Source organism: Microbacterium bovistercoris (genome assembly GCF_003387575.1).
In the GTDB taxonomy this organism is placed as follows: domain Bacteria; phylum Actinomycetota; class Actinomycetes; order Actinomycetales; family Microbacteriaceae; genus Microbacterium; species Microbacterium bovistercoris.
In genome coordinates this window covers 33,140-56,286 of the sequence record NZ_QUAB01000038.1, presented here as the reverse complement: position 1 = coordinate 56,286, position 23,147 = coordinate 33,140, and the positions used below count along the sequence as shown (strand labels likewise).

Below are 23,147 nucleotides of genomic sequence, written 5' to 3'. Positions count from 1 at the left end.
TCGAGTTCTCCAGAGATCGGGAAGCCCAGGCTCGCAGGAGGTGGCGCCGATCGGCATCATCCGATCGGCTACTCGTTTCCGCCCGGCGGGCTATTCCGGGCTGCGTCGCGAGCCGGTGGGGTCGCTGCGGTGGTCCTGAGGCGAGACCAGCGCCCGATCGGCGAACAGCCAGGCCGGGCGGGGCTCGATGAGCGGACGGAACAGTCGCCGCACGGGCCTGGTCGACAGCCCGAACGCGATGAGCACGGCGAGCACGGTGATCAGGGGCAGCCAGATCCACGTCGGGTCGAGGTCGCGCAGGATGCCGCTCTCGCGGAACGGGTACAGCACGAAGGAGTGCAGCAGGTAGACGTACATCGTGTACTGGCCGAAGTGCGTCCACCAGGTCTGCGAGCGCGGGACCAGCACGAAGAACGCCGCGCTCAGCACGATCGCCAGCAGCATCAGTGCCACGCGGATGCCGCCGGCCCACCACTGGTCCGAGGCGAGGTCGGAGTAGGAGTCGTCGTAGAAGAACCAGAACCGCAGGTCGATCTCGTCCCACAGCGGCAGCCAGCGCCAGCAGACGAAAGCCCAGGCGGCGAATGCCGCGACCGCAGCGAGGCGAAGCCACCACGGCCGGAAGTCGATCAGGCGGAACCGGCGCACGATGTCGTGCTCCCTCAACCACCAGCCGAGGGTGAAGAAGAACATCAGGCCGAGCGTGCGTGACAGCGAGAACGTGCTGCCGACGTTGTCGAGGTAGCCGACGGACACCGAGATCACGAAGGTCCACGCCAGGGGCCAGCGCAGCAGCGCGAGGTACGGCAGCACGAGCCGGAACGTGCCCAGCGCGAGGAGGAACCACAGCGTCCAGGACGGCTGGGTGAGGTTCTTGCCCGGCTCTCCTTCGACCAGCCACTTGGTCAGCGCCCACAGTCCTTCGAAGATCACATACGGCACGAGTATGTCCGTGATCACGCGGGCCATCTGCCGCCGGGTCGGGCTGGCGGCCTTGGAGAAGTATCCCGAGATGATCGCGAAGGCGGGCATGTGGAACGCGTAGATCAGCAGGTAGAACGCGTAGGAGACATCCGAGTCGTAGATCAGCCGCTGGATGCCGTGCCCCAGCACGACCAGGACGATGCAGGCGAAGCGGGCGTTGTCCCAGAACGGCACCCTTCGTCGTGCCCTGGCGATCGGTCCGGTCGCGGTGACGGGAGGGGTCTGCGCGGCACTGCTCATCCTTCGAGGCTACCCGCGGGAATAAGTTTGCGAGGTGCGCGTTGTACCAGATACATTCATTTGAATAAACCCGGATGCTGCGGCATCCCGATCTGGAGAGCAATCGTGAACGAACAGAGCGGCATGCAGTTCGGTCTCATGTCGGTGAGCGACATCACTCAGGACCCGACCACCGGCGTCACTCCCAGCGAGGCGGAGCGCATCCAGGCGGCGGTCACCATCGCGAAGCACGCCGAGGATGCCGGGCTCGACGTCTTCGCCATCGGCGAGCACCACAACCCGCCGTTCTTCTCGTCGAGCCCGACGACGCTGCTGGCGTACATCGCCGCGCAGACCGAGCGTCTGATCGTGTCGACCTCGACGACGCTGATCACCACGAACGACCCGGTGCGCATCGCCGAGGAGTACGCGATGCTGCAGCACCTCTCCGGCGGCCGCATGGACCTGATGATGGGGCGTGGCAACACCGGCCCCGTGTACCCGTGGTTCGGCCAGGACATCCGCCAGGGGCTGCCGCTGGCGATCGAGAACTACGCGCTGCTGCACGAGCTGTGGACCAAGGACGTGGTGGACTGGGAGGGCAAGTTCCGCACGCCGCTGCAGGGCTTCACCGCCACGCCGCGTCCGCTGGACGGCATCGCGCCGTTCGTCTGGCACGGATCGATCCGCACGCCCGAGATCGCCGAGCAGGCCGCCTACTACGGCGACGGCTTCTTCGCGAACAACATCTTCTGGCCCAAGGAGCACTACCAGCGCCTCATCGAGCTGTACCGCCAGCGCTGGGCGCACTACGGCCACGGTGCTCCGGAGACGGCGATCGTCGGCCTGGGCGGTCAGGCGTTCCTGGCGAAGAACTCGCAGGACGCGGTGAAGCAGTTCCGCCCCTACTTCGACAACGCCCCGGTCTACGGCCACGGGCCGTCGATGGAGGACTTCACCGAGATGACCCCGCTGACGGTCGGTTCGCCGCAGCAGGTCATCGATCGCTACGCGGCGATGCGTGAGCACTACGGCGACTACCAGCGCCAGCTCTTCCTCATGGACCACGCCGGACTGCCCCTGAAGACGGTGCTCGAGCAGATCGACCTGCTCGCCGGCGAGGTCGTCCCCGTACTCCGCAAGGAGCTTGCGAAGGACCGTCCTGACAACGTGCCGGATGCCCCGACCCACGCGACCCGCGTCAAGGCGGTCTACGGTGACGGCCCGGCCCGCGAGGCGCGCCCCGGCGCGAACCGCGGCGACAACCTGACTGCCGGATCCCCGTACCAGGACGGCGGGGCCGCCCCCGCCGGATCGGCGTTCGGTGCGGCCGCCACGAAGGCGGGTGCCTGAGATGACCGAGCGTCGCATCGCCGTGATCTCGGCGGGCCTGTCCAACCCGTCCTCGACGAGGATGCTGGCCGACCGGCTGGCCGCGGAGACGGTGAAGACCCTGCGCGAGCAGGACATCCCGGTGACCGTCGACGTGATCGAGCTGCGCGACCTCGCGCACGACATCACGAACAACCTGCTGACCGGTTTCGCGCCGCCCGCGCTCGAGACGGCGATCAACACCGTCGTCTCGGCCGATGCGCTGATCGCCGTGACGCCGATCTTCTCGACGAGCTACTCGGGGCTCTTCAAGTCGTTCATCGACGTGCTCGACCCCGACGCGCTCACCGGTAAGCCGGTGCTGATCGGCGCGAACGCCGGCACGGCTCGGCACTCGCTCGCGGTGGACTACGCCATCCGGCCGCTGTTCACCTACCTGCATGCCGAACCGGTCTCGACGGGCGTGTTCGCAGCGTCGAGCGACTGGGGCGCGAACGCCGATGATGTGGCGCCCCTGAGCGCCCGCGTGGAGCGCGGAGCGCGCGAACTGGCCGAGGCGATCGCGCGGCGCGAGCCGGCGTCCGACGCCGACCCGTTCGACCCCGAGACCTATCTCGGCAAGGGGCGGTCGTTCGGTCACCTGCTCGGAGGCCTCTCCGGGGAGTGAACCGAAATGGTATACCATTCAGTCTGGACTGACTGAAGGAGACCGTCGTGACCGAAGCCGACACCCGCCCCACTCAGCGGATCGGCATCGGCACGGCGGTCTCCTCGCTTCGGGGCAACCGGAACTTCCAGCTGCTGTGGACCTCGAACCTGTTCTTCTTCGGCGGAGTCTGGACGCAGACTCTGGTCCTCGGCTGGATGGCCTTCGAGATGACGGGCTCGGAGTTCCTGGTGGCGCTCTTCACCGCCGTGCGGCTCGCCCCGCTGCTGCTCGGCCCGATCGCCGGCGCACTCACCGACCGCTTCGACAAGGTGCGTCTGCTGCTCGTGGCCTGCGGCTGGGCGACCACGGCGATCGCCGTCGTCTCGTTCCTCGCCTCGTTCGGGATGCTGTCGTACTGGGTGCTGGTCGCCGGGGGACTGGCGATCGGCCTGGCGCAGTCGCCGTCGCAGACGGCACGAGCCTCCCTGGCGCTCGAGCTGGTGGGGACAGCGAACCTCTCGAACGCGAACGCGCTGAACTCGCTCGCGATGAACATGACGCAGGTGGTCGGGCCGGCGATCGGCGGCGCGATGATCGCCGGGCTGGGTGCGCCCGCGGCGCTGTGGGTGTCCACCGCCTGGTACGCGATCTCCTTCGCCCTGCTGCTGCTGCCGCTGCGCAGCATCCCGCATGTCGCACATGCCGAGCCGGAATCCGTACTCCGGATGCTGGTGAGCGGGTTCCGTCTGATCGGGGGCAACAGGCTCGCCGTGTGCGTGCTGATGGTGACCGTGGTCGCGAACACGTTCCTGTGGCCGGTGTATCAGTCGTTCATGCCCGTGTTCGCCGATCAGCGCTTCGGACTGGACGCCGACGGACTGGGCGTCATGCTCTCGTGCTCGGGCATCGGCGGACTGATCGGCTCGGTGGTCATCGCGTCGCTCGGGGACTTCCGCAACAAGGGCGCCCTCTTCGTCTTCGGCACGATGGTGTGGGGTGCGCTGTGGGCGGTCTTCGCGATGCTGACCTCGCCGCCGGCGGGCTTCCTGGTGCTTGCGATCGCCGGATTCGCCAGCGCGGCGTTCGGCGTCCTGCAGACGACGCTGCTCCTGATCGTCACCGCCAAGCCGTTGCACGGCCGGGTGCTCGGCCTGCAGGAGCTCGCGATCGGGATGATCCCGATCGGCTCCCTGCTGCTGGGCGTCCTCGCCCAGACGTTCGGTGTCGCGGTGGTGACGTTCTGGGCAGCGGTGCTGCTGGTGCTCTCGGTGGGGATCGTCGCGGTGAGGACGCCTTCGGTGCTGCGGATCCGCTGACCCGCAGCACCGGGCGACGCGAGGGGCTCAGCCCTCGATGCCGCCTTCGAATGCCTCGGCGCCGAGACCTCTGCGCACCTCGAGTGCGATCTCGGCCTCGCTCTGCGCGGTCTCGAAGGCCTCCTCCTCGCGGCGGGCCTCCTCTTCCGCATCGGGGCCTTGCGGGTTCTTGTCTGTCATGAGCGTGCTCCTGTGCTGATCCTTGTTCAGCCGCTCTTGCGGCGGAACTCGCGCTTCATCTGCGGGGCGTTGGTGGCGTGCACGGCCGAATCGCCGTCCAGGTGCGCCTCCCCGCTGCGGCCTCGCGCGTTCTTCTTGTCGAGCGCCTCTCTGAACTTGCGCTTCATCTCGTCGGACGCGGCGTCTTTGCCTTCGGTACTCATGGCGCCAGCCTAGCCCGCTGCCGACGGCCACGGCGTGATCCGCGAGTCGCACTGCTAGACTCGACGCGGTTGCCTGTGGCATCCATACAAATTGCACACAGGCACGGAGCGGTCGGCTGAGAAGCTGGTCTCCTGTGGTGGGTTCCCCGGCGAGGCGTCGGGTGGTCTTCTACTGGTGACCAGCGCAGGCGAGAACCGCGGGTTCTCCCGCGCGCCGAGACTTTCCGCATCCGCTCCTTCGTGAGTCCTCGCACGCCAGACGGGCGCGCGAGTCTAAACAAAGAAGGAGAGACCTCTTGGAAGGTCCTGAAATCACCGCCACCGAGGCCGTTCTCGACAACGGCCGCTTCGGCACCCGTACGATCCGCTTCGAGACCGGCCGCCTCGCGCAGCAGGCTCAGGGCGCAGTCGCCGCCTATCTCGACGGCGAGACCATGCTCCTCTCGGCCACCAGCGCGGGCAAGCACCCGCGCGAGGGCTTCGACTTCTTCCCGCTGACGGTCGACGTCGAGGAGCGCTCCTACGCAGCAGGCAAGATCCCCGGCTCGTTCTTCCGGCGTGAGGGTCGCCCCTCCACCGAGGCGATCCTGGTCTGCCGCCTCATCGACCGTCCGCTGCGCCCGTCGTTCGTCGACGGCCTGCGCAACGAGGTCCAGATCGTCATCACCGTGCTCTCGATCGCACCGGGCGAGTTCTACGACGCGCTCGCGATCAACGCGGCATCCGCATCGACCCAGATCTCGGGTCTGCCGTTCTCCGGCCCCGTCGCCGGCGTGCGTCTCGCGTTCATCCCGGGTCACGGCGAGCACGCCGACCAGTGGGTCGCGTTCCCGACGGCCGAGCAGGTCGGCGAGGCCGTGTTCGACCTCATCGTCGCCGGTCGCGTCGTCACCAAGGCCGACGGCTCCGAGGACGTCGCGATCATGATGGTCGAGGCCGAGGCGACCGAGGGCAGCTGGAACCTGATCAAGGCCGGCGCCACCAAGCCGAACGAGGAGATCGTGGCCCAGGGCCTCGAGGCCTCGAAGCCCTTCATCGCCCAGCTGGTGAAGGCTCAGGCCGAGCTGGCCGCGCAGTCGTCCAAGGAGCCTGGCGTCTACCCGGTGTTCCTGCCCTACTCGCAGGAGACCTACGACTTCGTCGCACAGCGCGCGTACGACGAGCTCGTCGGCGTGTACCAGATCGCCGACAAGCAGGAGCGTCAGAACGCCGATGATGCGATCAAGGAGCGCGTCCACGCCGAGCTGATCGCCGCCGTCGAGGCGGGCGAGCTGCAGGCCGTCGCGACCCTCGAGTTCGCGGCCGCGTACAAGTCGGTCACCAAGAAGATCGTCCGCGGACGCATCCTCAGCGAGAACATCCGCATCGACGGCCGCGGCCTCGCGGACATCCGCCCGCTCGACGCCGAGGTGCAGGTCATCCCGCGCGTGCACGGCTCGGCGATCTTCCAGCGCGGTGAGACCCAGATCATGGGCGTCACCACGCTGAACATGCTGAAGATGGAGCAGCAGATCGACTCGCTGTCGCCCACGACGAGCAAGCGCTACATGCACCACTACAACTTCCCGCCCTACTCGACCGGTGAGACCGGCCGCGTCGGGTCGCCGAAGCGTCGCGAGATCGGGCACGGCTTCCTGGCCGAGCGCGCCCTCGTGCCGGTGCTGCCCACCCGCGAGGAGTTCCCCTACGCGATCCGTCAGGTCTCCGAGGCCCTCGGCTCGAACGGCTCCACCTCGATGGGCTCCGTCTGCGCCTCGACCCTGTCGCTGCTGAACGCCGGTGTGCCGCTGCGCGCACCCGTCGCCGGCATCGCCATGGGCCTGGTGTCCGACGAGGTCGACGGTCAGACCCGCTACGCGGCGCTGACCGACATCCTGGGCGCTGAGGACGCGCTGGGCGACATGGACTTCAAGGTCGCCGGTACGAGCGAGTTCGTCACGGCGATCCAGCTCGACACCAAGCTCGACGGCATCCCCTCCGAGGTCCTGGCCGGCGCGCTGACCCAGGCCAAGGAGGCCCGCCTCACGATCCTGGGTGTTCTGAACGCCGCGATCGACGCTCCGGACGAGATGGCGCCGACCGCGCCGCGCGTCATCAGCGTGCAGATCCCCGTCGACAAGATCGGTGAGCTGATCGGCCCCAAGGGCAAGACGATCAACGCGATCCAGGACGAGACCGGCGCCCAGATCTCCATCGAGGAGGACGGCACCGTCTACATCGGCGCCGTCGACGGCCCGTCGGCCGAGGCCGCTCGCGCTCAGGTGAACGCGATCGCCAACCCGACCAACCCGGAGGTCGGCGAGCAGTTCCTCGGCACCGTCGTGAAGATCGCCACCTTCGGCGCCTTCATCTCGCTGCTGCCCGGCAAGGACGGCCTGCTGCACGTCACCGAGGTGCGCAAGCTCGCCGGTGGCAAGCGCGTCGAGAACGTCGACGACGTGCTGTCGGTCGGCCAGAAGCTGCTGGTCCGCATCACCAAGATCGACGACCGCGGCAAGCTGTCCCTCGAGCCCGTGCTCGAGGAGGCCGCCGCGGAGGAGAAGGTCGAAGAGGTCGTCGAGGGCTGAGCTCCGGCATCCGATCACGAGGTCCGGTCCCGTTCGCGGGACCGGACCTCTGTCGTATCCGATGTGACCAAAACGTTACGCTGACTTTCCCCCGTTCCCAGGGAATCAGCAGGAGCCGCGGAAATCGTCGCTTACCCTCGAAGTACGCACCGGGGGGTGCTGAAAGTCGAACGGATCGGAAGATCCGCGGGGGTTTTAGAGAATGCGTCTTTTCAGCGTCGGCACATCAGCCGAAGCGGAGCGCGCCCCGCAGCAGGCCGACGAGCATCCTTCCGCCCCGATTCCCGTCGTCGGACCGGGTGTGGGTGAGAGCATCCGCGCGGATCTGGGCGAGACCGGTCTGCGCACCTTCCCGCTCATGCTCGGTGCCGCCGAGTTCGGCTGGAACGTCGACCGCGACACCAGTCACGCCATTCTGGACCGGTACCTCGAGTTCGGCGGCAACGCCGTGCACACCGCCGACGGCTACTCGGGTGGACGCAGCGAGCACATCGTCGGCCAATGGCTGGCCTCCCGAGGCGTTCGGGATCGCATCGTGCTCGGGGCACGAGTGGGCGCGCATCCCGACAACCCCGGACTCGGGTCGGTCAACCTCGTCCGCGCCGTGGAGGCCTCACTGGGCCGGCTCGGCACCGAGCACATCGACGTGCTCTACCTGGATGCCACGCTCGATCAGGGCACCAACCTCGAAGACACCATGGCGACGGTCGAGTGGCTGCGCGAGAGCGGCAAGATCGGCGCGGTGGGCGCGTTCCGCTTCGCAGCCGAGCGCCTTGTCGAGGCCCGCATTCTGGCATCCGCCGGGTATCCGCGGATCGACGTGATCGACGAGCCGTACAACCTCGCACGCAGGGAGCCTTTCGAGGGCGACCTGCGGCTGGTGGCCGGCGCGCAGAACCTGGCGGTCACGCCCTCGCACGCGCTCGAGCACGGGTTCCTCTCCGGGCGGCACCGCAGCAAGCAGTCGGCCACCGGCGTGCGCGGTGAGCAGCTGCGCTCGCATCTGAACCGCCGCGGGATCAAGATCCTGCGGGCGCTGGATCTGGTGGCGCAGGAACTGGCGGTGCCGGTCGCAGCCGTGTCGATCGCCTGGCTTCTCGCACAGCGCACGATCGCGGCGCCGATCGTGAACACCTTCGCGCCCGAGCAGGTCGATGAACTGATGCAGGGCGCCGGCGTCACGCTCTCGCGCGCGCAGGTCGCCGATCTCACCCGGGCGGCGAGCTGAGCAGCACCCTACGTCGACGGGTGGCATAGGCTGGAGGTGCCCCGATGATGGGGCATGAAGCGAGCGGGTTGTGACGCATTACATCTATCTGGTCAGGCACGGCGAACATCAGGATGCCGAGCACGGTGTCGATGACGGACCCCTCTCGCCACGGGGGCAGCGGCAGGCCGAGCTGATCGCGGATCGCCTTTCCGGACTGCCGCTCGATGCCGTCTGGCACTCGCCGCTGCTGCGTGCGACCGAGACCGCGCGGGCGGTGGCGGCACGCCTGCCCTCTGTCGACCCCGAGCCCTCCGCGCTCCTGTTCGACTGCGTGCCCACCGGCATGACCGACGACACGCCGGCCGCGTTCGAGCCGTTCTTCGGCTCGGTGACCGAAGCCGAGATCGAAGCGGGCAAGGCGCAGATGTCCGACGCGGTGAACGAGTTCCTGATGCGCAAGAACGGCGAGGTGCACGAGGTGCTGATCACGCACAACTTCGTGATCTCGTGGTTCGTGCGCGAGGTGCTCGGTGCGCCGGAGTGGCGCTGGATGACGCTGAACCAGGCGCACTGCGGGCTGACGGTGATCGCGCAGAAGCAGGGCCGCCCGTGGTCGCTGCTCGCGCACAACGACCTGGGGCATCTGCCGATGGAGCTGCGCACCGGCCTTCCGGACTACGCGGCGGTCTAGGCGCCCACGACCTCTTCCGCGAAGCCGAGGGAGAGGATGCCGACCCCGGCGTGCTCTCGCAGCCAGTCGAGGGCGTGCCGCTCGTGCGGCGGCATGTTCGGCGGCAGGGCGTCGAGGGGGAACCAGCGCAGTTCGGCGCATTTCTCGGGTTCCCGGACCGTGGGCTCACCGGACCAGGTCGTGCAGGTGAAGAACCACTCGACGCGCTGCTCGATCGGGTCGTCGGTGCCGTCGGTGCGCTGCAGCACGCAGATCGGGTCGAAGTCGTCGTGGGCGATGGCGATGCCGAGTTCCTCGGAGACCTCGCGCACAGCGGCGCGGGTCGCGGTCTCACCTGGCTCGACGTGCCCGGCGGCTCCGGCGCTCCACATCCCGTCCATGTAGCCGGTGTTCTGCCGCAGCTGCAGCAGCACGCCTTCGTCGCTGCGCAGGAAGACGTAGGACGCCGGGATGACCGAGAATCTGCTCACCGGACGATGCTAGCGGGATCGGGCGGCTGGAGCGCTTCGGTGGTGAGCGCGGTTCGCGCGGTCGCGCTGCTCACCTCGGCTTGCGCGGCGCGTATATGCGCCGCGCAAGCCGAATTCTGCCGCGCAAACGCGCTCGCGCGCTGATGATGCCGGCGAGGGCGTTCGCTCGAGCGCCCCGTCGCCGGCGAGCGGAGCGAGATGAAACGGCTTTCCTGAGGTCGGCGAAAGTCGGTTCGACCTGGGGTTTAAGGTTTGGGTCGAATGGGTGTTCGAATGTCGGTGGCTCTCGGTTGAATAGGGGGTATGAACAGCGTCGTGGACCGGGTGGAGGCTCTGGAGGCAGAGCTGGCCGGGGTGCTCGCTGACGTGTTCGAGGGGGAGCAGATCCCCGACCTGCCGGATGCTGAACTGATGCGGCTGTTGGATGTCGCCGCGCGGTTGCAGCGGCGTGTGGACGGCGTGCTGGTGGAGGCGGCGGTGCAGGTGCGGGATCGGTCGGAGGGGTTGCGGGATGAGCGGCTGACGACCCGGCACGGGTGCCAGCGGCCTGTCGATCTGCTGTCCATGGTGTGCCGGATCGACAAGGCCCACGCGGGGCGGCTGGTGCGCGCGGCCGGGTATGCGGCTCGCGCGCGGGGGATCACGGACGGGGTGTTCTTGCCTGCGAAGTACGACCGGTTGCGTGACGCGCTGTTGGTGGGGGATGTCGGACTGGGCGGTCTGCTGGCCGGGGCGGATCCGGTCGAGCATGCCCGTGCTCGGATCAGCGACGAGCAGCGGGCGGCGGCGGATCGGTTGGTGGCCGCGTATGCGACCGGGGTCGTGCTGCACCCGGACACCGGTGTCGAGATCGGACGCGTGCCTGTGCCGTCACCGGGTGAGGTTGCGGAGTTCTCCCGGGCGGTGGTGGCGGTGCTGGATCCGGATGGTGCGGAGCCGGATGATGAGATCGCGTCGCGGAACAGGGGGCTCCGGTTCGGTGCGCTCCGTGATGGCGTGTACCCCGTCAGCGGTGGGCTGTTGCCGGAGGTGTATGCGCAGTGGCAGCGGCTGAACGACGCGCTGCTCAGCCCGCGCGCCGGGGCCGGAGTCTGCTTCGACGACGCCGCCGATCCTGAAACGAACCCGAATGGCGGGATCGATCAGGGTGATGATCGCACGAGGGCGCAGAGGCTGCATGATGCGCTCGCGACGATCCTGACCGTCGCTGCCCGGGGCGGGGAGCTGCCGGATCTGGGTGGTGCGTCGCCGACTCTTGTGGTCACCGTGACAGCGGCGGACTATGCCGCCGGTACGGGGTTCGCGCATGTCGACGGTGCCGATGACGGGCCGGTTCCGATCCGGGTGGCTGCGCAGACCGGCTGTGCGGGCGGCATCCAGCGGGTGCTGTTCGATGACCGGGGGCGTATCGCCTCACTGGGCACGTCCGGCCGGGTCTTCAACGCGCTGCAGCGGCGGGCGATCGTCGCCCGCGACGGTGGGTGCGTGGTGCCGGGGTGCACGATCCCGGCGACCTGGTGCGAGATCCACCATGTCCAGGAGCACGCGCAGGGCGGGCCGACTCATACCGACAACGGGGTGCTGCTGTGCTGGCATCATCACCGCACCCTGCACCTGTCGCACTGGCAGATCCGGATGAGACATGGGGTCCCCGAGATCCGCGGACCCGCCTGGTGGGACAGCCGCCGCGACTGGCACCCCACCGGCAAGGCCAGAGTCCGCACACTCGCGAGTCGAGCGAGCCCCTGAGGCTACGGCCGGCTCCGCGGCCCGGTTCAGACCTGTCGGATCATGCCCCGTCCACGATCAGCGTCGCAACCGCGCGTACTCGTGCACGTACGTCGGCTGTCGTTCCCTGCACACCGTCCTCGGCGAGATCGAACTCGTCATCGAGGTCGGCCAACTGATTGACAAGATCGGACGTGCTCTCGTGATGAAAGTACGAGTGGATCCATCGTGTCAGCTCCCGCTCACTTGTCTCACCGGTCAACGTGGCTCGACAGAGTCGGCGTGCAGCAGGCAGTTCGGGATCCTCACTCATGGCGCTCTCGAGTCCGAGATCGGCGACCACGCGTGCGACGAGGGCATCGACGACGAACGGATTCTCGTCGTCCCGGATTCCGGCGAGTTCCGCCACCGCAGCGCTCTCCGACCCATGCACGAGCGCATCGGTCGCTGCGTCGGCCACGGCGCGTCGGCCGTCCGTAAGGCCGATGCGCCACCAGGCGATGGACTCAATCAGGTCAACGTGCATCTTGCTCCTCGACACTTCGCCGGCGGCGACGTTCTCACCACGTCTCAGAAATCGGCGTGAGTGATTCCCAACCGTGACCAGCCTTCTCGCGCGGCTTCCGGTTGAAGCCAGGCGAAATCGTATCGGCCCGCCCGAGCTTCGTCTCTGCTGTAAACCTCGAGGTAACCGTCCTTCATCTCGGCAACGCTCGACCGGGGCGGATAATCCTCTTCGGGGCGTTCGCGCCTGCCGTCGTTCCAGATGACGACGGTCCAGATCCACCACTGCTGCTTGCGGCTGAACAGTGTGTGGAACTCCCAGCGGACGGTGGCCACGTGACCGACGACGTCGCCGTTCCGAGACAGCACACCGAGCCCGTTCACGAACGGATCCAATGACGCGTCCGGGTCGGGCGGTGAGCGCGACATCAGGAGACCGCTTTGCCGTACCACCTCGTCGCATTCGGGTTCTCGTTGTAGGGCTCGATCTGCTCGTAGCCGCTGCGGGCGTACAGGCCGCCGGCGGCCTCGAGAGTGTGGTGCGTGTCGAGGACCAGCTCGGTCGCACCCCAGCCCGTGGCGCGGCGCTCGAGCTCCTCGAGGATCGCGCGTCCGGTTCCTGCGCCGCGACCCGCGGGCTGCACGAACAGGTGCTTGATCTCGAAACGCGGACCGGAGCCGCCGTCGGCCAGGCGCCGCACGGCGCCGCATCCGAGCACCTCGCCGTCGTCGCCCAGCGCGAGCAGGAACACGCCGTCGGGCTCGCGGAACGCGTCAGGTCCGGGGAACGCCGGGCGGTACTCGCCCGGGAATGCGGCGGCCCTCATCGCGAAGTAATCGGTGAGGACGGCGACTGCCGAAGGATCTGTGGCCGGGACGGCGCGGAATGTCACCATGGAGCAACGGTATCGCGCGTCACGGCAGGTCCAGAGCCGTCCTGACTGCCATATACCTAAACTGGAATCATGACCACACAGGTTGCTCTCGTCGGCGGATCCGGCAAGCTCGGCGGCATCATCCGGGCGGTGATCGACGAGCTCGACGGCTTCGAGGTGACTCGGGTGCTCGGCTCGTCCAGCGACCTCTCCGAGCTCGACGGCGCCGACCTCGTCGTCGACGCGTCGACGCCCTCCGTCAGTGTCGAGGTCGTGCGCGCCGCGATCGAGCGCGGCATCAACGTGCTCGTCGGCACCTCCGGCTGGTCCCAGGAGCGGATCGCCCTGGTGCGTCCCCTGGCGGACGCCGCGGGCACGGGCGTCGTGTTCATCCCGAACTTCTCGCTGGGGTCGGCGCTCGGCTCTGCGCTGGCTGCGGCCGCCGCGCCGTTCTTCGCCTCCGCTGAGATCATCGAGGCGCACCGCGACACCAAGATCGATTCGCCGAGCGGCACGGCGGTGCGCACGGCCGAGCTGATGGCGGATGCGCGGGAGGGGCAGGGGCCCGTCTCGGCTCCCCACGCCGATCAGCGCGCCCGTGGTCAGCGGGTCGCGGGGGTGCCGATCCACTCCCTGCGCCGTCCCGGCGTGGTCGCCAAGCAGGAGGTCATCCTGTCGGGTGCAGGGGAATCACTGACCATCACCCACGACACCGTGGACTCCGCTGCGGCCTACACCCCTGGCATCCGTCTCGCGCTGCCCTTCGCGCGTGACGCGCGAGGCGTCGTCGTCGGACTGGAGAACATCATCGACCTCGGCCTGCGCCCGAACGCATGACCTTCCGGGTCGGCGTGCTCGGCCCCGTCCAGCTCGCCGATCGCGATGCGGGTGGCGCAGCCATGCGCGCGCTGCTGGCGGCGCTGACCCTGAGCGGCAGCGGCTCGGTCCGCTCCGTCACCGCGCTCGCCGATGATGTCTGGGGCGAGGAACAGCCGCAGAACCCGAAAGCGGCCCTGCAGACGCTGGTGTCCCGGGCACGCGCGGGCGGCGGCGCCGACCTCGTGCGCAGCGCTCCGGGCGGCTACGCCCTCGGCACCGATGAGACCGACCTGCACCGTGCCAAGCAGCTCGTCCTGGAGGCGACGAACCGGGCGGGGCGGGACCCGCAGCGGATCGACCTGCTCGAGTCCGCGGCCGCGCTGTGGCGTGGCGAGCCGGGGCTCGATCTCGGCGACGCGCCGGTGGCCGGCGAACTGACCCGCACCGCGACAGCCCTGCTCGACACGATCCGCTCCGGCCTCGCCACCGCCTACGCCGACGCCGGCCGAGACCCCGAGGCCATCGCAGTGCTGACCGCGCTGGCCGAAGAGCGCCCTCTCGACGACGGCGTCCATGTGGCGCTGATGGAAGCGCTGGCGCACGCCGGTCGCACCTCCGAGGCGCTCGCGCTCTTCGCGAGTCTGCGCATGCGGCTGCGGGACGAGCTCGGCACGTCGCCGTCGCCGGCGGCCGTCGAGCTCAACGCGCGGCTGCTGCAGACCTCGGATCAGGCCGGGCCGAGGGTGCGCATCGGAGTCCAAGCCGCACCGAACGAGCTGATCGGCCGGGACGAGGCGCTCCGCGAGGCGAAGGCTCTGCTTGCACGCACGCGACTGCTGACGATCCTCGGTGCCGGGGGCCTGGGCAAGACGCGGCTGGCTCAGGCGATCGCGCTCGACGCCGATGCTTCCGCGGTCGTCGTCGTCCCCCTCGCCGGCGTTCGCGAGGACGCGGGTGTGCCGATCGCCGTCGCCGCAGCCCTCGGCATCAGCGAGATCACCCCCGGTCGTCGCCTGAACGACGCGGTGCCGCGACCCGACCTGATGGCGCGTGTCATCGCGATGCTGGGCGAGCGGCGCACGCTCCTCGTGCTGGACAACTGCGAGCAGGTGATCGACGGCGCCGCGCAGTGCGCGGCGGAGCTGCTGGCCGCCGTGCCGACGCTGCGGATCGTCACGACGAGCCGCACTCCGCTGGCGATCGCCGCCGAGCAGGTGCTGCCGCTGGAACCTCTGACGATCGACGCCGATCCGGCGGCTCCCGCCGTGCGGCTCTTCATCGAGAGGGCGCATGCAGCCCGCCCCGGAGCGACGCTCGACCTCGAGACGATCGCGCGCCTGTGCCGCCATCTCGACGGACTGCCGCTGGCGATCGAGCTCGCCGCCGCGCGCGTGCGCACGATGACGCCCGAGCAGATCGAGCTGCGACTCGAGAACCGATTCGCGCTGCTGACGACCGGTGACAGATCGGCGCCGGAACGGCATCGCACCCTGCAGGCGGTGATCGAGTGGAGCTGGGACCTGCTGGCACCAGAGGCGCAGCGAGCGCTGTCCTTGCTCTCGGTGCTGCCGGGCGGTTTCTCCGCCTCGATCGCCGAGGCGGTGCTGGGTGGCGGGCCGGCTGACGACGTGCTCGACCTGCTGGTCTCGCACTCGCTCCTCGGCGTGATCGAGAACGATGCCGGGGTGGAGGTGCGCTTCCGGATGCTCGAGACCGTGCGCGAGTTCGGCCAGGAGCGGTTGCAGGACGCCGACGGCGAGGGGGAGGCCTGGGAAGCCGTGATCACCTGGGCGACGGAGTTCGCCACCGCACAGGGCGAGGGCAGCAGACGATTCCCGGCGGGGCTGAGCGCGGCGGAGCATCTGGCGGTCAGCCGGGAGCACGACAACCTGGTCCATGTCTTGCGCCATCTCCTCGCCGCGGACTGCGACGCCGATGCGGTGGTGCTGTTCGCCGTGCTCGGCCAGTCCTGGTTCATCCGCGGCTCGTTCACGGAGTTCATCGGCTACGCCCCGCGGATGATCGGAGCCGCCGCGGGGACCGATCGCGACGGGATCGGCACCGATCTCGTTGTCATCGCCCTGGCGATGGGCGTGCTGGGCTGCATGATCAGCGGCGACCCGGGTGCGGCGCGGGGTCTCGCGCTGCTGCGGCTGCGCAGGGAGGCGGCCGGTGACAGCCTGGCCCCGGCCTGGCGGCTGCTGGCCGAGGCGCTGGACGCGGCGGCCCGCGGAGGAACCGCCGGCGCAGGCGACATCGTCGCGGGCGAGACGGACCCCCGTGCACAGCTGGCCGCCGACATCCTCATGTCGCAGGCCTCGGAGAACGATGGCGAGCCGGACGCCGCGATGCGCGCCGCGCGCAGCGCCTGGGAGCGTGCCAGGCGGATCGGCGAGCGGTGGGCGGAGGGACTGGCCGCCGATCTCGCTGCGCAGCTGGCCGCGCAGACCGGTGACGCCGAGGACGCGCTCGTCTGGCTGGACCGCGCCGCCGAGGTGTTCCGCGAGTACGACGCGCAGGATCAGCTCAGTCAGCAGGAGTGGGTGCGCGGTGGTGCCTTGCTGTGCCTGGGACGCACCGCGGACGCCCGGCCGCTGTTCCAGCGGCTCGTCGACGAGGGCGGACTCAGTCAGGACGGCCTGGAACTCACCTCCATCGGTGTCTACGGTCTGGCCGAGGCCGACCTGGTGGACGGCGATCTCGTCTCCGCATCCGAGCACTTCGCCGCCGCCATGCGGGCGTTCGCCGAACCGTCGCCACGGCGTTCGCCGTGGTACCTGATGGCGATGTCCGGCTATCTCGCGGCAGCCGTGCGCTCGCTGGGATTGGCGGCGGACGAGGTCGCGATCTGGGAGCGCAGGCTGCGCACCAGGACGATCGCCGCCTGCCGGCAGCGCCGAGAGGGAGTGGACCGCCCGGTGCTGGGCACCGCCCTCATGGGCTGGTCGGCCTGGGCGCTCCGCAGCCCGGGACAGGTCGCGCGCGGCGTCGAGGCCGTCGCGCTCTCCGAGGTCCTCGGCGGCCGGCAGAACATGCCGACGCTCCACCTCGACGCGCATCTGGCGGATGCCGAGCGGATCGCCGGCGCGGATGTCGTGCAGCGGGTTCGCGCCGAGGTCGCCGCACTCAGCCCCGAGCGACGACTCGAGCGCGGGCTGGCCGTGCTCACCAGCCGCTGAGCCCGGGCGCGCGGAAGGGGCGCCCGCCGTCGGCGGACGCCCCTGAGCATCGGGAGGATCAGGCCTTTCGCATGTAGGCCCGCACCGTGAGCGGTGCGAAGACAGCGACGATCACGGCCGCGCCGAGCAGCGAGATCCAGGCGTCCGCTCCGAACGCACCGGTCGCGGTGAGCTCGCGGACGGCCGTCACGAGGTGCGAGACCGGATTGATGTTCACGAACCACTGCATCCAGTCGGGCATGGTGTCGACCGGCACGAAGGCGTTCGAGAGGAACGTCAGCGGGAACAGGATGATCATCGAGATCCCCTGCACGCTCGAGGCGGTGCGGGCGATCACGCCGAAGAATGCGAAGATCCAGCTCACCGCCCACGAGCACACGACGACCAGCAGGCCGGCGGCGACCACGGACCAGAGACCGCCACCGGGACGGAAGCCCATCAGGGCGCCCATCGTGAAGGTGAGCACGGTGGCGATCGCGTAGCGGACGGTGTCCGCCAGCAGCGCGCCGGACAGCGGGGCGATGCGCGCGATCGGCAACGAGCGGAACCGGTCGAACACGCCCTTGTCCATGTCCTCGCGCAGCTGCACGCCGGTGACGACCGAGGTGGTGATCACCGTCTGCACCAGGATGCCGGGGATGATCACAGGCAGGTACGACTGCACGTCGCCCGAGATCGCGCCGCCGAAGATGTAGGTGAACATCAGTGTGAACAGGATCGGCTGCAGCGTGACGTCCATCAGCTGCTCGGGCGTGCGACGGATCTTGATGACGCCGCGCCCGGCCATCGTGAGGGTGTTGCGCAGGGCGAGCCGGAGACCCGCGTGGTTCTTCAGATCCCGTTCGGATGCGGGGATGATGCGGGTGGCCGCGGGGGCGAGAGCGCTCATGCGCGCACCTCCTGCTTCTGTGAGGCGGCCGCAGCCGCGCTGTCTTCGGTCTCGTCCTCGGCGGAGTGACCTGTGATGGTGAGGAAGACCTCGTCCAGGGTCGGCTTCTGCACGCTCATCTCGCTGAGGCCGATGCCGGCCTCGCGGAGCACGATGAGCAGGTCCGCGACCCGATCGGCATCGGTCATGGGGGCGGTGATCCGAGCGGCCTCGGGGGAGAGCACCCCCTGCACGCCGAGCACCCGCTCGATCGCGCGCAGCGCGTCCCCGGCATCCGCCGGTTCGGTGAGCCGCAGCTGCAGCGAGGATGCTCCGACGGAGGCCTTGAGGTCATCGGGGGAGCCCTCGGCCACGACGCGACCGCGGTCGATCACCGCGATGCGGTCGGCCAGCTGGTCGGCCTCGTCGAGGTACTGCGTGGTGAGCATCACGGTGGAGCCGGTGTGCACGAGCTCGCGGATGGTGTCCCACATCTGCCCGCGGGTGCGCGGGTCGAGACCCGTGGTCGGCTCGTCGAGGAAGATCAGCGGCGGCTGGGCGATCAGCGACGCCGCCAGGTCGAGACGACGGCGCATGCCGCCGGAGAACTGGGCGAGTGGGCGGCGCGCCGCCTCGGTGAGCCCGAACCGCTCGAGCAGGTCCGCGGACTTGGCGCGCGCCTCCGCCCGCGTCAGGCCGAGCAGCCTGGCGAAGATCATGAGGTTCTCGTTCGCGGACAGGGTCTCGTCCACCGACGCGAACTGCCCGGTCACGCCGATGAGCTGGCGGACGACGTGCGCCTCGCGCACGACGTCGTGGCCGAAGATGCGGGCGCTCCCGCTGTCCGGACGCATCAGCGTCGCGAGCATGTTGATGGTGGTGGTCTTGCCGGCGCCGTTCGGGCCGAGGACTCCGTAGACGGTGCCGGTGGGCACGCGCAGGTCGACGCCGTCGACTGCGCGGTTCGCACCGAACACCTTCACGAGTCCGTCGGCCGCGATGGCCCATTCTGAAGTGGAGTTCGTCATGCGACGAGCATCCGTCCCGCCGCTGTCGGCGCACTGTCACGACGCTGTCTGCGACTGTCACCGGCTGTCAGCGCGTGGGGACGGGCCGCACGCGCTCCTAGGATTGAGGCATGACCTCTCGCATCGGCGTCGCCGTCATGTCCGCCGCGCTGCTGCTGTACATCGTGGCCGTCGTCTGGCTCGCCGTGCTCTTCCTGCGCAGCGGCACCGGCGCCGGGATCGCGATGGGCATCGCCCTGATCGTCATCGCGCCGATCGGCGCCTGGGCGATGTACCGCGAGCTCGCCTTCGGCCTCGCCGCGGACCGGCTAGGCCGGCAGCTCGACGGCGAGGGCGGGATGCCGGAGGCGCCGGAGCAGCTCACGCCGAGTGGCCGGCTGATGAAGGACGACATCGAACCGCTCGTCACCCGGTACACGGACGCTGCGGATGCCGCGCCGCAGGACTGGCGCGCCCGTTACCGCCTCGGGGTGGTGCAGGACGCCGCAGGGCGCCGCAAGGACGCCCGCTCCAGCATCCGCGAGGCGATCAGGATCGCGAAGACCACGCCCTGACCCGGGCAGAACGCAGAAATCCCGGATGTCGCAGGGAACCGTTCGGAACTCTGCGACATCCGGGATTTCTGCGGGATTATGCTCAGGCGAGCGCGGCCTCGAGGGTGATCTCGATGCCGGCGAGGGCCTGCGAGACCGGGCATCCGGCCTTGGCGCCCTCGGCGAACTGCTGGAACTGCTCGGGCGTGAGTCCCGGGACGGTCGCGTTCACGTTCAGGTGGCTGCCGGTGATGCCGGTGCCGGGCTTGAAGGTGACGGAGGCCGTCGTGTTCACGCGCTCCGGCGGGGTGCCGTTCTCGGCGAGCGCGTTCGAGAGCGCCATGCTGAAGCACGACGCGTGCGCGGCGGCGATCAGCTCCTCGGGCGTGGTGGTCGTGTCGGACCCCTCGCTGCGGGCCTTCCAGTCGATCGGGAAGGTGCCGAGGTTCGACGAGGAGAAGGCGACGGTGCCCGACCCCTCGATCAGGGATCCGGTCCAGGTGCTGGCGGCTTCGCTGGTGACGGGCATGGTTCCTCCTGTGTTGGGGCGGGCTGTCCGGCAAGCCTATCCAGCGCACACGCCGGAGGGAACGGTTCAGGCCGCGCGCAGGATGCCGGCGCGTCGCAGCAGCAGGTACAGCTGGCACCCGAGGCAATAACCGAAGACCGCGTTGAGGAAGGCGGCGATGAACGCGGCGGCGGCCGCGATCGGCAGTGCCCACGGCACGCCGAGCAGGTGCAGCAGCAGGCCGATGCCGACGACGAAGAGGCCGACGCCCTGCGCGAAGCGCGGCGGACGGGGATCCTCGAGCTCAGCCGGGGGAGCGAGGCGCGGCTGTACGAGCCTGCGGAACAGCACGCTCCACGGCTGGGTCCGCGGCGAGAGCACGCCCCACAGGAACAGCAGCGCGATGAACAGGAGGAGGAGGAAGGCAGGGTCGAGGATGCGCGCGAACGGCCCGGCGAGTTGCACCGCCCAGGGGCCGTTCCCCGCGACGAACCCGAAGTCCCTCGCGGTGGAGAGCGGCTGATAGGCGAACCACCCGAACGATGCCGAGACCTGCGCCGTCGACAGTCCGGTCAATCCCAGCAGTACGGCGATCAGCAGCAGGACGGCGGTGATGGATGCCGCGAACCGCGGCCCCCGGGGATCGATGCCGGTCGGGGTGCTCATCATGCCTCCTGCAGTCGGGGAAAAGCGCCCAGCGCCTCTTCGACGTCGGCTCGACGTGGCACGCCGTTGAAACGGGCCCGCACCACTCCTGCGGCGTCCACGAGGAACGTCGTCGGAGTCTGCAGCACGTGGTACTTCGACGCCAGATCGGTGCGGTGCGTCAGGTCCACCTCGGTGTGGACGACACCGTCGTGCGCATCGGCCACCTGCCCCAGCATCCTGCGCACCTGCGGGCAGCGCGCGCACAGTTCGGTGCTGAACTGCACGAGCGTCGCGCGAGGCGCGAGAGCGCCGGTGTCCTCGGCATCCACTCGCCGGCCGTGCCCGGATCGTCGGCGGCCGTCGCGCGCCTGCCAGACGAAGCCGACCACCAAGGTGCCGACGAGCAGCGCCCCGGCGACGGCGAGCGCGACGATCGGATCCATGTTCAGAGAGTACGTCCGGCGCGGGCGGGTGGGGCCGATGTGACACAGGATGACGGATCCGACGTCAGCGGCCGAAGGTATCGTGTGTGTCATGACCGTTCCCACGCCGTACGAAGATCTGCTCCGCGACGTCCTCGCGAACGGAACCCACAAGGACGATCGCACGGGCACCGGCACGACCAGCGTGTTCGGCCGCCAGATCAGGTTCGATCTCGCCGAGGGCTTCCCCCTCATCACGACCAAGCGCGTGCACTTCAAGTCCATCGCCTACGAGCTGCTCTGGTTCCTGCGGGGAGACTCGAACGTGCGCTGGCTGCAGGACAACGGCGTCACGATCTGGGACGAGTGGGCCGACGCCGAGGGCGACCTCGGACCGGTGTACGGCGTGCAGTGGCGCTCCTGGCCCACCCCCGACGGCGGGCACATCGACCAGCTCGCCCAGGTGATCGAGCAGATCAGGGCCACGCCCGATTCCCGCAGGCTCATCGTGTCGGCCTGGAACCCCGCCGACATCCCCGAGATGGCGCTCGCGCCGTGCCACGCGATGTTCCAGTTCTACGTCGCCGACGGGAAGCTGTCGTGCCAGCTCTACCAGCGCAGCGCCGACCTGTTCCTCGGCGTCCCGTTCAACATCGCGTCGTACGCGCTGCTGACCATGATGGTTGCGCAGCAGACCGGGCTCGAGCCCGGCGACTTCGTCTGGACCGGCGGCGACTGCCACATCTACGACAACCACGTCGCGCAGGTGCGCGAGCAGCTCACCCGCGAGCCGTACCCGTACCCGACCGTGAGCTTCGCGCGGAAGCCCGAGTCGATCCTCGACTACGCCTATGACGACTTCGTCGTCGAGGGCTACCAGCACCACCCCTCGATCAAGGCGGCGGTGGCGGTATGAGCGCGGAGCCGGTCGGACCGATGATGGTCGGACTCATCTGGGCCGAGGCCCACGGCGGAGTCATCGGCGCCTCCGGTGGCATGCCCTGGCACGTGCCCGAGGACATGGCGCACTTCAAGGAGATCACGCTCGGTGCCCCGGTGATCATGGGGCGCAAGACCTGGGACTCCCTGCCGGAGCGGTTCCGCCCGCTGCCGGGGCGTGAGAACATCGTGATCACCAGGCAGCAGGACTGGACTGCTGAGGGCGCCCGTCGCGCCGCGAACGTTCAGGACGCCGCCCGCGGACTCGAGAAGGTCTGGGTGATCGGCGGTGCCGAGATCTTCGCGCAGGTCATCGCAGACGCCGACCGCCTGGAGGTGACGGAACTCGACCTCGAAGTCGCCGGTGACGCCTACGCGCCGTCGAAGGCCGGCTGGCGTCTGGTGTCCGAGGGGGAGCGGCACACCTCGCGCACCGGCATCCGGTACCGCTTCCTGCGTTACGAGCGCTGATGCCGATCGCGCTCATCACCGGAGCCAGTGCCGGACTCGGCGCCGAGTTCGCCCACCAGCTCGCCGCTCGCGGTGCGGATCTCATCCTCGTCGCGCGCGGCGTGGATGCACTGGAGGCGCTCGCCGCGGAACTGCGCGGCACCTACGGTGTGTCGGCGGACGTGATCGCCGCTGATCTGTCGGTCGAGGCCGACGTCGAGATCGTGGCCGCACGACTGCGCGACGTTCGGAACCCCGTCGACCTGCTGGTGAACAACGCCGGCTTCGGGCTGCCGCTGCAGTTCGCCGACAACGACATCGACGCCGAGGTGCGCCATCTGCGTGTGCACGTCGAGGCCTCGATGCGGCTCATGCACGCCGCGCTGCAGACGATGCGCGGCCGCGGCGGACGCATCATCAACGTGGCATCCGTGGCCGGGTTCATCTCGCGATCGACCTACTCGGCGTGCAAGTCCTGGCTGATCGGCTTCAGCCGGTGGGCGAATGCGGAGTACGCCCGCGACAACGTCACCGTCACCGCGGTGTGCCCCGGGTTCACGCACACGACCTTCCATGAGCGGATGGGCCTCGCCCGCGGCGAGGAGGGCATCCCCGGCATCCTGTGGCTGAATGCCGAGGACGTCGTGCGGGAGGGCCTGCGCGACGCCGCCCGGGGCAGGGCCGTGTCGGTCCCCTCACTCAGGTACAAGGTGGTCGTCGCACTGACCGGCATCCTGCCGCGCTCGCTGACCTCGGGCGTCGCGCGCCGAGGCCGCGTCTGACGCATCCGTCGCGCGCCGCGGCATCCCGAACCGATACGCTGGG

The 23,147-nt window shown here is 69.4% G+C and carries 25 protein-coding genes; 13 read left to right on the top strand and 12 right to left on the bottom strand.

All coding sequences use genetic code 11. The features are described from left to right. Positions 1-90: 90 nt before the first annotated feature. Positions 91-1,224 (bottom strand): acyltransferase family protein, encoded by a 1,134-nt coding sequence (locus tag DY023_RS07410; RefSeq protein ID WP_116241707.1) that lies wholly within the window; start codon positions 1,222-1,224, stop codon positions 91-93. A 123-nt stretch (positions 1,225-1,347) separates the two neighbouring features. Between DY023_RS07410 and DY023_RS07405 the strand changes: the two genes are divergently transcribed. The 3 genes from DY023_RS07405 to DY023_RS07395 are packed head-to-tail and all read left to right on the top strand — an operon-like array spanning position 1,348 to position 4,500. Then, positions 1,348-2,556, top strand: a complete 1,209-nt coding sequence (locus DY023_RS07405) for a CE1758 family FMN-dependent luciferase-like monooxygenase (RefSeq protein WP_181905762.1) — start codon at positions 1,348-1,350, stop codon at positions 2,554-2,556. A gap of 1 nt (position 2,557) precedes the next feature. Beyond that, positions 2,558-3,202, top strand: coding sequence for an FMN reductase (locus tag DY023_RS07400; RefSeq protein WP_116241705.1), 645 nt, complete (start codon positions 2,558-2,560; stop codon positions 3,200-3,202). Between the two features lie 47 nt (positions 3,203-3,249). Continuing rightward, positions 3,250-4,500 (top strand): MFS transporter, encoded by a 1,251-nt coding sequence (locus tag DY023_RS07395; RefSeq protein ID WP_116241704.1) that lies wholly within the window; start codon positions 3,250-3,252, stop codon positions 4,498-4,500. A 27-nt stretch (positions 4,501-4,527) separates the two neighbouring features. Here the strand turns inward: DY023_RS07395 and DY023_RS17970 are convergent, their stop codons facing one another. Continuing rightward, complete coding sequence (locus DY023_RS17970; protein ID WP_181905759.1) at positions 4,528-4,680, bottom strand: hypothetical protein; 153 nt, start codon at positions 4,678-4,680, stop codon at positions 4,528-4,530. A gap of 26 nt (positions 4,681-4,706) precedes the next feature. After that, the gene (locus DY023_RS17965; RefSeq protein WP_181905758.1) at positions 4,707-4,883 is read right to left on the bottom strand and encodes a DUF5302 domain-containing protein; all 177 of its coding nucleotides are present in this window, start codon (positions 4,881-4,883) and stop codon (positions 4,707-4,709) included. Between the two features lie 296 nt (positions 4,884-5,179). Between DY023_RS17965 and DY023_RS07390 the strand changes: the two genes are divergently transcribed. The 3 genes from DY023_RS07390 to DY023_RS07380 all read left to right on the top strand — a co-directional run bounded on the left by DY023_RS07390 (position 5,180) and on the right by DY023_RS07380 (position 9,351). Further along, positions 5,180-7,450, top strand: coding sequence for a polyribonucleotide nucleotidyltransferase (locus DY023_RS07390; RefSeq protein WP_116241703.1), 2,271 nt, complete (start codon positions 5,180-5,182; stop codon positions 7,448-7,450). A gap of 202 nt (positions 7,451-7,652) precedes the next feature. After that, a complete protein-coding gene (locus tag DY023_RS07385; RefSeq protein ID WP_116241702.1) occupies positions 7,653-8,678 on the top strand; it encodes an aldo/keto reductase in 1,026 nt (341 codons plus the stop codon). 70 nt (positions 8,679-8,748) lie between these two features. Continuing rightward, positions 8,749-9,351: a histidine phosphatase family protein gene (locus DY023_RS07380; protein WP_116241701.1), complete on the top strand. Its 603-nt coding sequence runs from the start codon at positions 8,749-8,751 to the stop codon at positions 9,349-9,351. Here the strand turns inward: DY023_RS07380 and DY023_RS07375 are convergent. Further along, positions 9,348-9,821, bottom strand: coding sequence for an NUDIX hydrolase (locus DY023_RS07375; protein ID WP_116241700.1), 474 nt, complete (start codon positions 9,819-9,821; stop codon positions 9,348-9,350). The two genes, DY023_RS07380 and DY023_RS07375, sit on opposite strands and share 4 nt — an antisense overlap. Positions 9,822-10,124: 303 nt before the next feature. On the opposite strand from DY023_RS07375, the gene DY023_RS07370 reads away from it, so the two are divergent. After that, the gene (locus DY023_RS07370; protein ID WP_116241699.1) at positions 10,125-11,570 is read left to right on the top strand and encodes an HNH endonuclease signature motif containing protein; all 1,446 of its coding nucleotides are present in this window, start codon (positions 10,125-10,127) and stop codon (positions 11,568-11,570) included. A 40-nt stretch (positions 11,571-11,610) separates the two neighbouring features. Here DY023_RS07370 and DY023_RS07365 read toward each other — a convergent pair whose 3' ends face one another. The 3 genes from DY023_RS07365 to DY023_RS07355 are packed head-to-tail and all read right to left on the bottom strand — an operon-like array spanning position 11,611 to position 12,949. Continuing rightward, positions 11,611-12,075: a hypothetical protein gene (locus DY023_RS07365; RefSeq protein WP_116241698.1), complete on the bottom strand. Its 465-nt coding sequence runs from the start codon at positions 12,073-12,075 to the stop codon at positions 11,611-11,613. A gap of 44 nt (positions 12,076-12,119) precedes the next feature. After that, positions 12,120-12,482 (bottom strand): hypothetical protein, encoded by a 363-nt coding sequence (locus tag DY023_RS07360; RefSeq protein WP_116241697.1) that lies wholly within the window; start codon positions 12,480-12,482, stop codon positions 12,120-12,122. Next, complete coding sequence (locus DY023_RS07355) at positions 12,482-12,949, bottom strand: GNAT family N-acetyltransferase (protein ID WP_116241696.1); 468 nt, start codon at positions 12,947-12,949, stop codon at positions 12,482-12,484. Before DY023_RS07355 ends, DY023_RS07360 begins: the two co-directional genes overlap by 1 nt. Before the next feature lie 69 nt (positions 12,950-13,018). Between DY023_RS07355 and dapB the strand changes: the two genes are divergently transcribed. Both dapB and DY023_RS07345 read left to right on the top strand, forming a co-directional pair. Then, a complete protein-coding gene (gene dapB / locus DY023_RS07350; RefSeq protein ID WP_116241695.1) occupies positions 13,019-13,765 on the top strand; it encodes a 4-hydroxy-tetrahydrodipicolinate reductase in 747 nt (248 codons plus the stop codon). Continuing rightward, positions 13,762-16,926, top strand: a complete 3,165-nt coding sequence (locus DY023_RS07345; protein ID WP_116241694.1) for an ATP-binding protein — start codon at positions 13,762-13,764, stop codon at positions 16,924-16,926. The genes dapB and DY023_RS07345 overlap by 4 nt, the downstream gene beginning before the upstream one ends. Before the next feature lie 58 nt (positions 16,927-16,984). Here DY023_RS07345 and DY023_RS07340 read toward each other — a convergent pair whose 3' ends face one another. Next, complete coding sequence (locus tag DY023_RS07340; protein ID WP_116241693.1) at positions 16,985-17,815, bottom strand: ABC transporter permease; 831 nt, start codon at positions 17,813-17,815, stop codon at positions 16,985-16,987. Next, a complete protein-coding gene (locus DY023_RS07335; RefSeq protein ID WP_116241692.1) occupies positions 17,812-18,822 on the bottom strand; it encodes an ATP-binding cassette domain-containing protein in 1,011 nt (336 codons plus the stop codon). The genes DY023_RS07340 and DY023_RS07335 overlap by 4 nt, the downstream gene beginning before the upstream one ends. A 110-nt stretch (positions 18,823-18,932) precedes the next feature. On the opposite strand from DY023_RS07335, the gene DY023_RS07330 reads away from it, so the two are divergent. Beyond that, the gene (locus DY023_RS07330) at positions 18,933-19,376 is read left to right on the top strand and encodes a hypothetical protein (protein ID WP_116241691.1); all 444 of its coding nucleotides are present in this window, start codon (positions 18,933-18,935) and stop codon (positions 19,374-19,376) included. 82 nt (positions 19,377-19,458) lie between these two features. Here DY023_RS07330 and DY023_RS07325 read toward each other — a convergent pair whose 3' ends face one another. From DY023_RS07325 to DY023_RS07315, 3 genes are all read right to left on the bottom strand, one after another. Beyond that, positions 19,459-19,884, bottom strand: coding sequence for an OsmC family peroxiredoxin (locus DY023_RS07325; RefSeq protein ID WP_116241690.1), 426 nt, complete (start codon positions 19,882-19,884; stop codon positions 19,459-19,461). A gap of 66 nt (positions 19,885-19,950) precedes the next feature. Continuing rightward, the gene (locus DY023_RS07320; protein ID WP_116241689.1) at positions 19,951-20,529 is read right to left on the bottom strand and encodes a DUF4395 domain-containing protein; all 579 of its coding nucleotides are present in this window, start codon (positions 20,527-20,529) and stop codon (positions 19,951-19,953) included. Then, positions 20,529-20,954 carry a TlpA family protein disulfide reductase gene (locus DY023_RS07315; RefSeq protein ID WP_116241733.1) on the bottom strand — a complete coding sequence of 142 codons (426 nt, stop codon included), beginning with the start codon at positions 20,952-20,954 and terminating at the stop codon, positions 20,529-20,531. The genes DY023_RS07320 and DY023_RS07315 overlap by 1 nt, the downstream gene beginning before the upstream one ends. A 91-nt stretch (positions 20,955-21,045) precedes the next feature. Here DY023_RS07315 and DY023_RS07310 point away from each other — a divergent pair, with 91 nt between their 5' ends. Genes DY023_RS07310 through DY023_RS07300 form a run of 3 tightly spaced genes read left to right on the top strand, consistent with a single transcriptional unit; the run spans position 21,046 to position 23,104 of the window. Continuing rightward, on the top strand, positions 21,046-21,849 hold the full coding sequence (locus DY023_RS07310) for a thymidylate synthase (protein WP_116241688.1): 804 nt from the start codon (positions 21,046-21,048) through the stop codon (positions 21,847-21,849). Further along, positions 21,846-22,343 (top strand): dihydrofolate reductase, encoded by a 498-nt coding sequence (locus DY023_RS07305; protein ID WP_281271912.1) that lies wholly within the window; start codon positions 21,846-21,848, stop codon positions 22,341-22,343. The genes DY023_RS07310 and DY023_RS07305 overlap by 4 nt, the downstream gene beginning before the upstream one ends. Beyond that, the gene (locus tag DY023_RS07300; protein ID WP_116241687.1) at positions 22,343-23,104 is read left to right on the top strand and encodes an SDR family NAD(P)-dependent oxidoreductase; all 762 of its coding nucleotides are present in this window, start codon (positions 22,343-22,345) and stop codon (positions 23,102-23,104) included. The genes DY023_RS07305 and DY023_RS07300 overlap by 1 nt, the downstream gene beginning before the upstream one ends. The last annotated feature ends 43 nt before the right edge of the window (positions 23,105-23,147 follow it).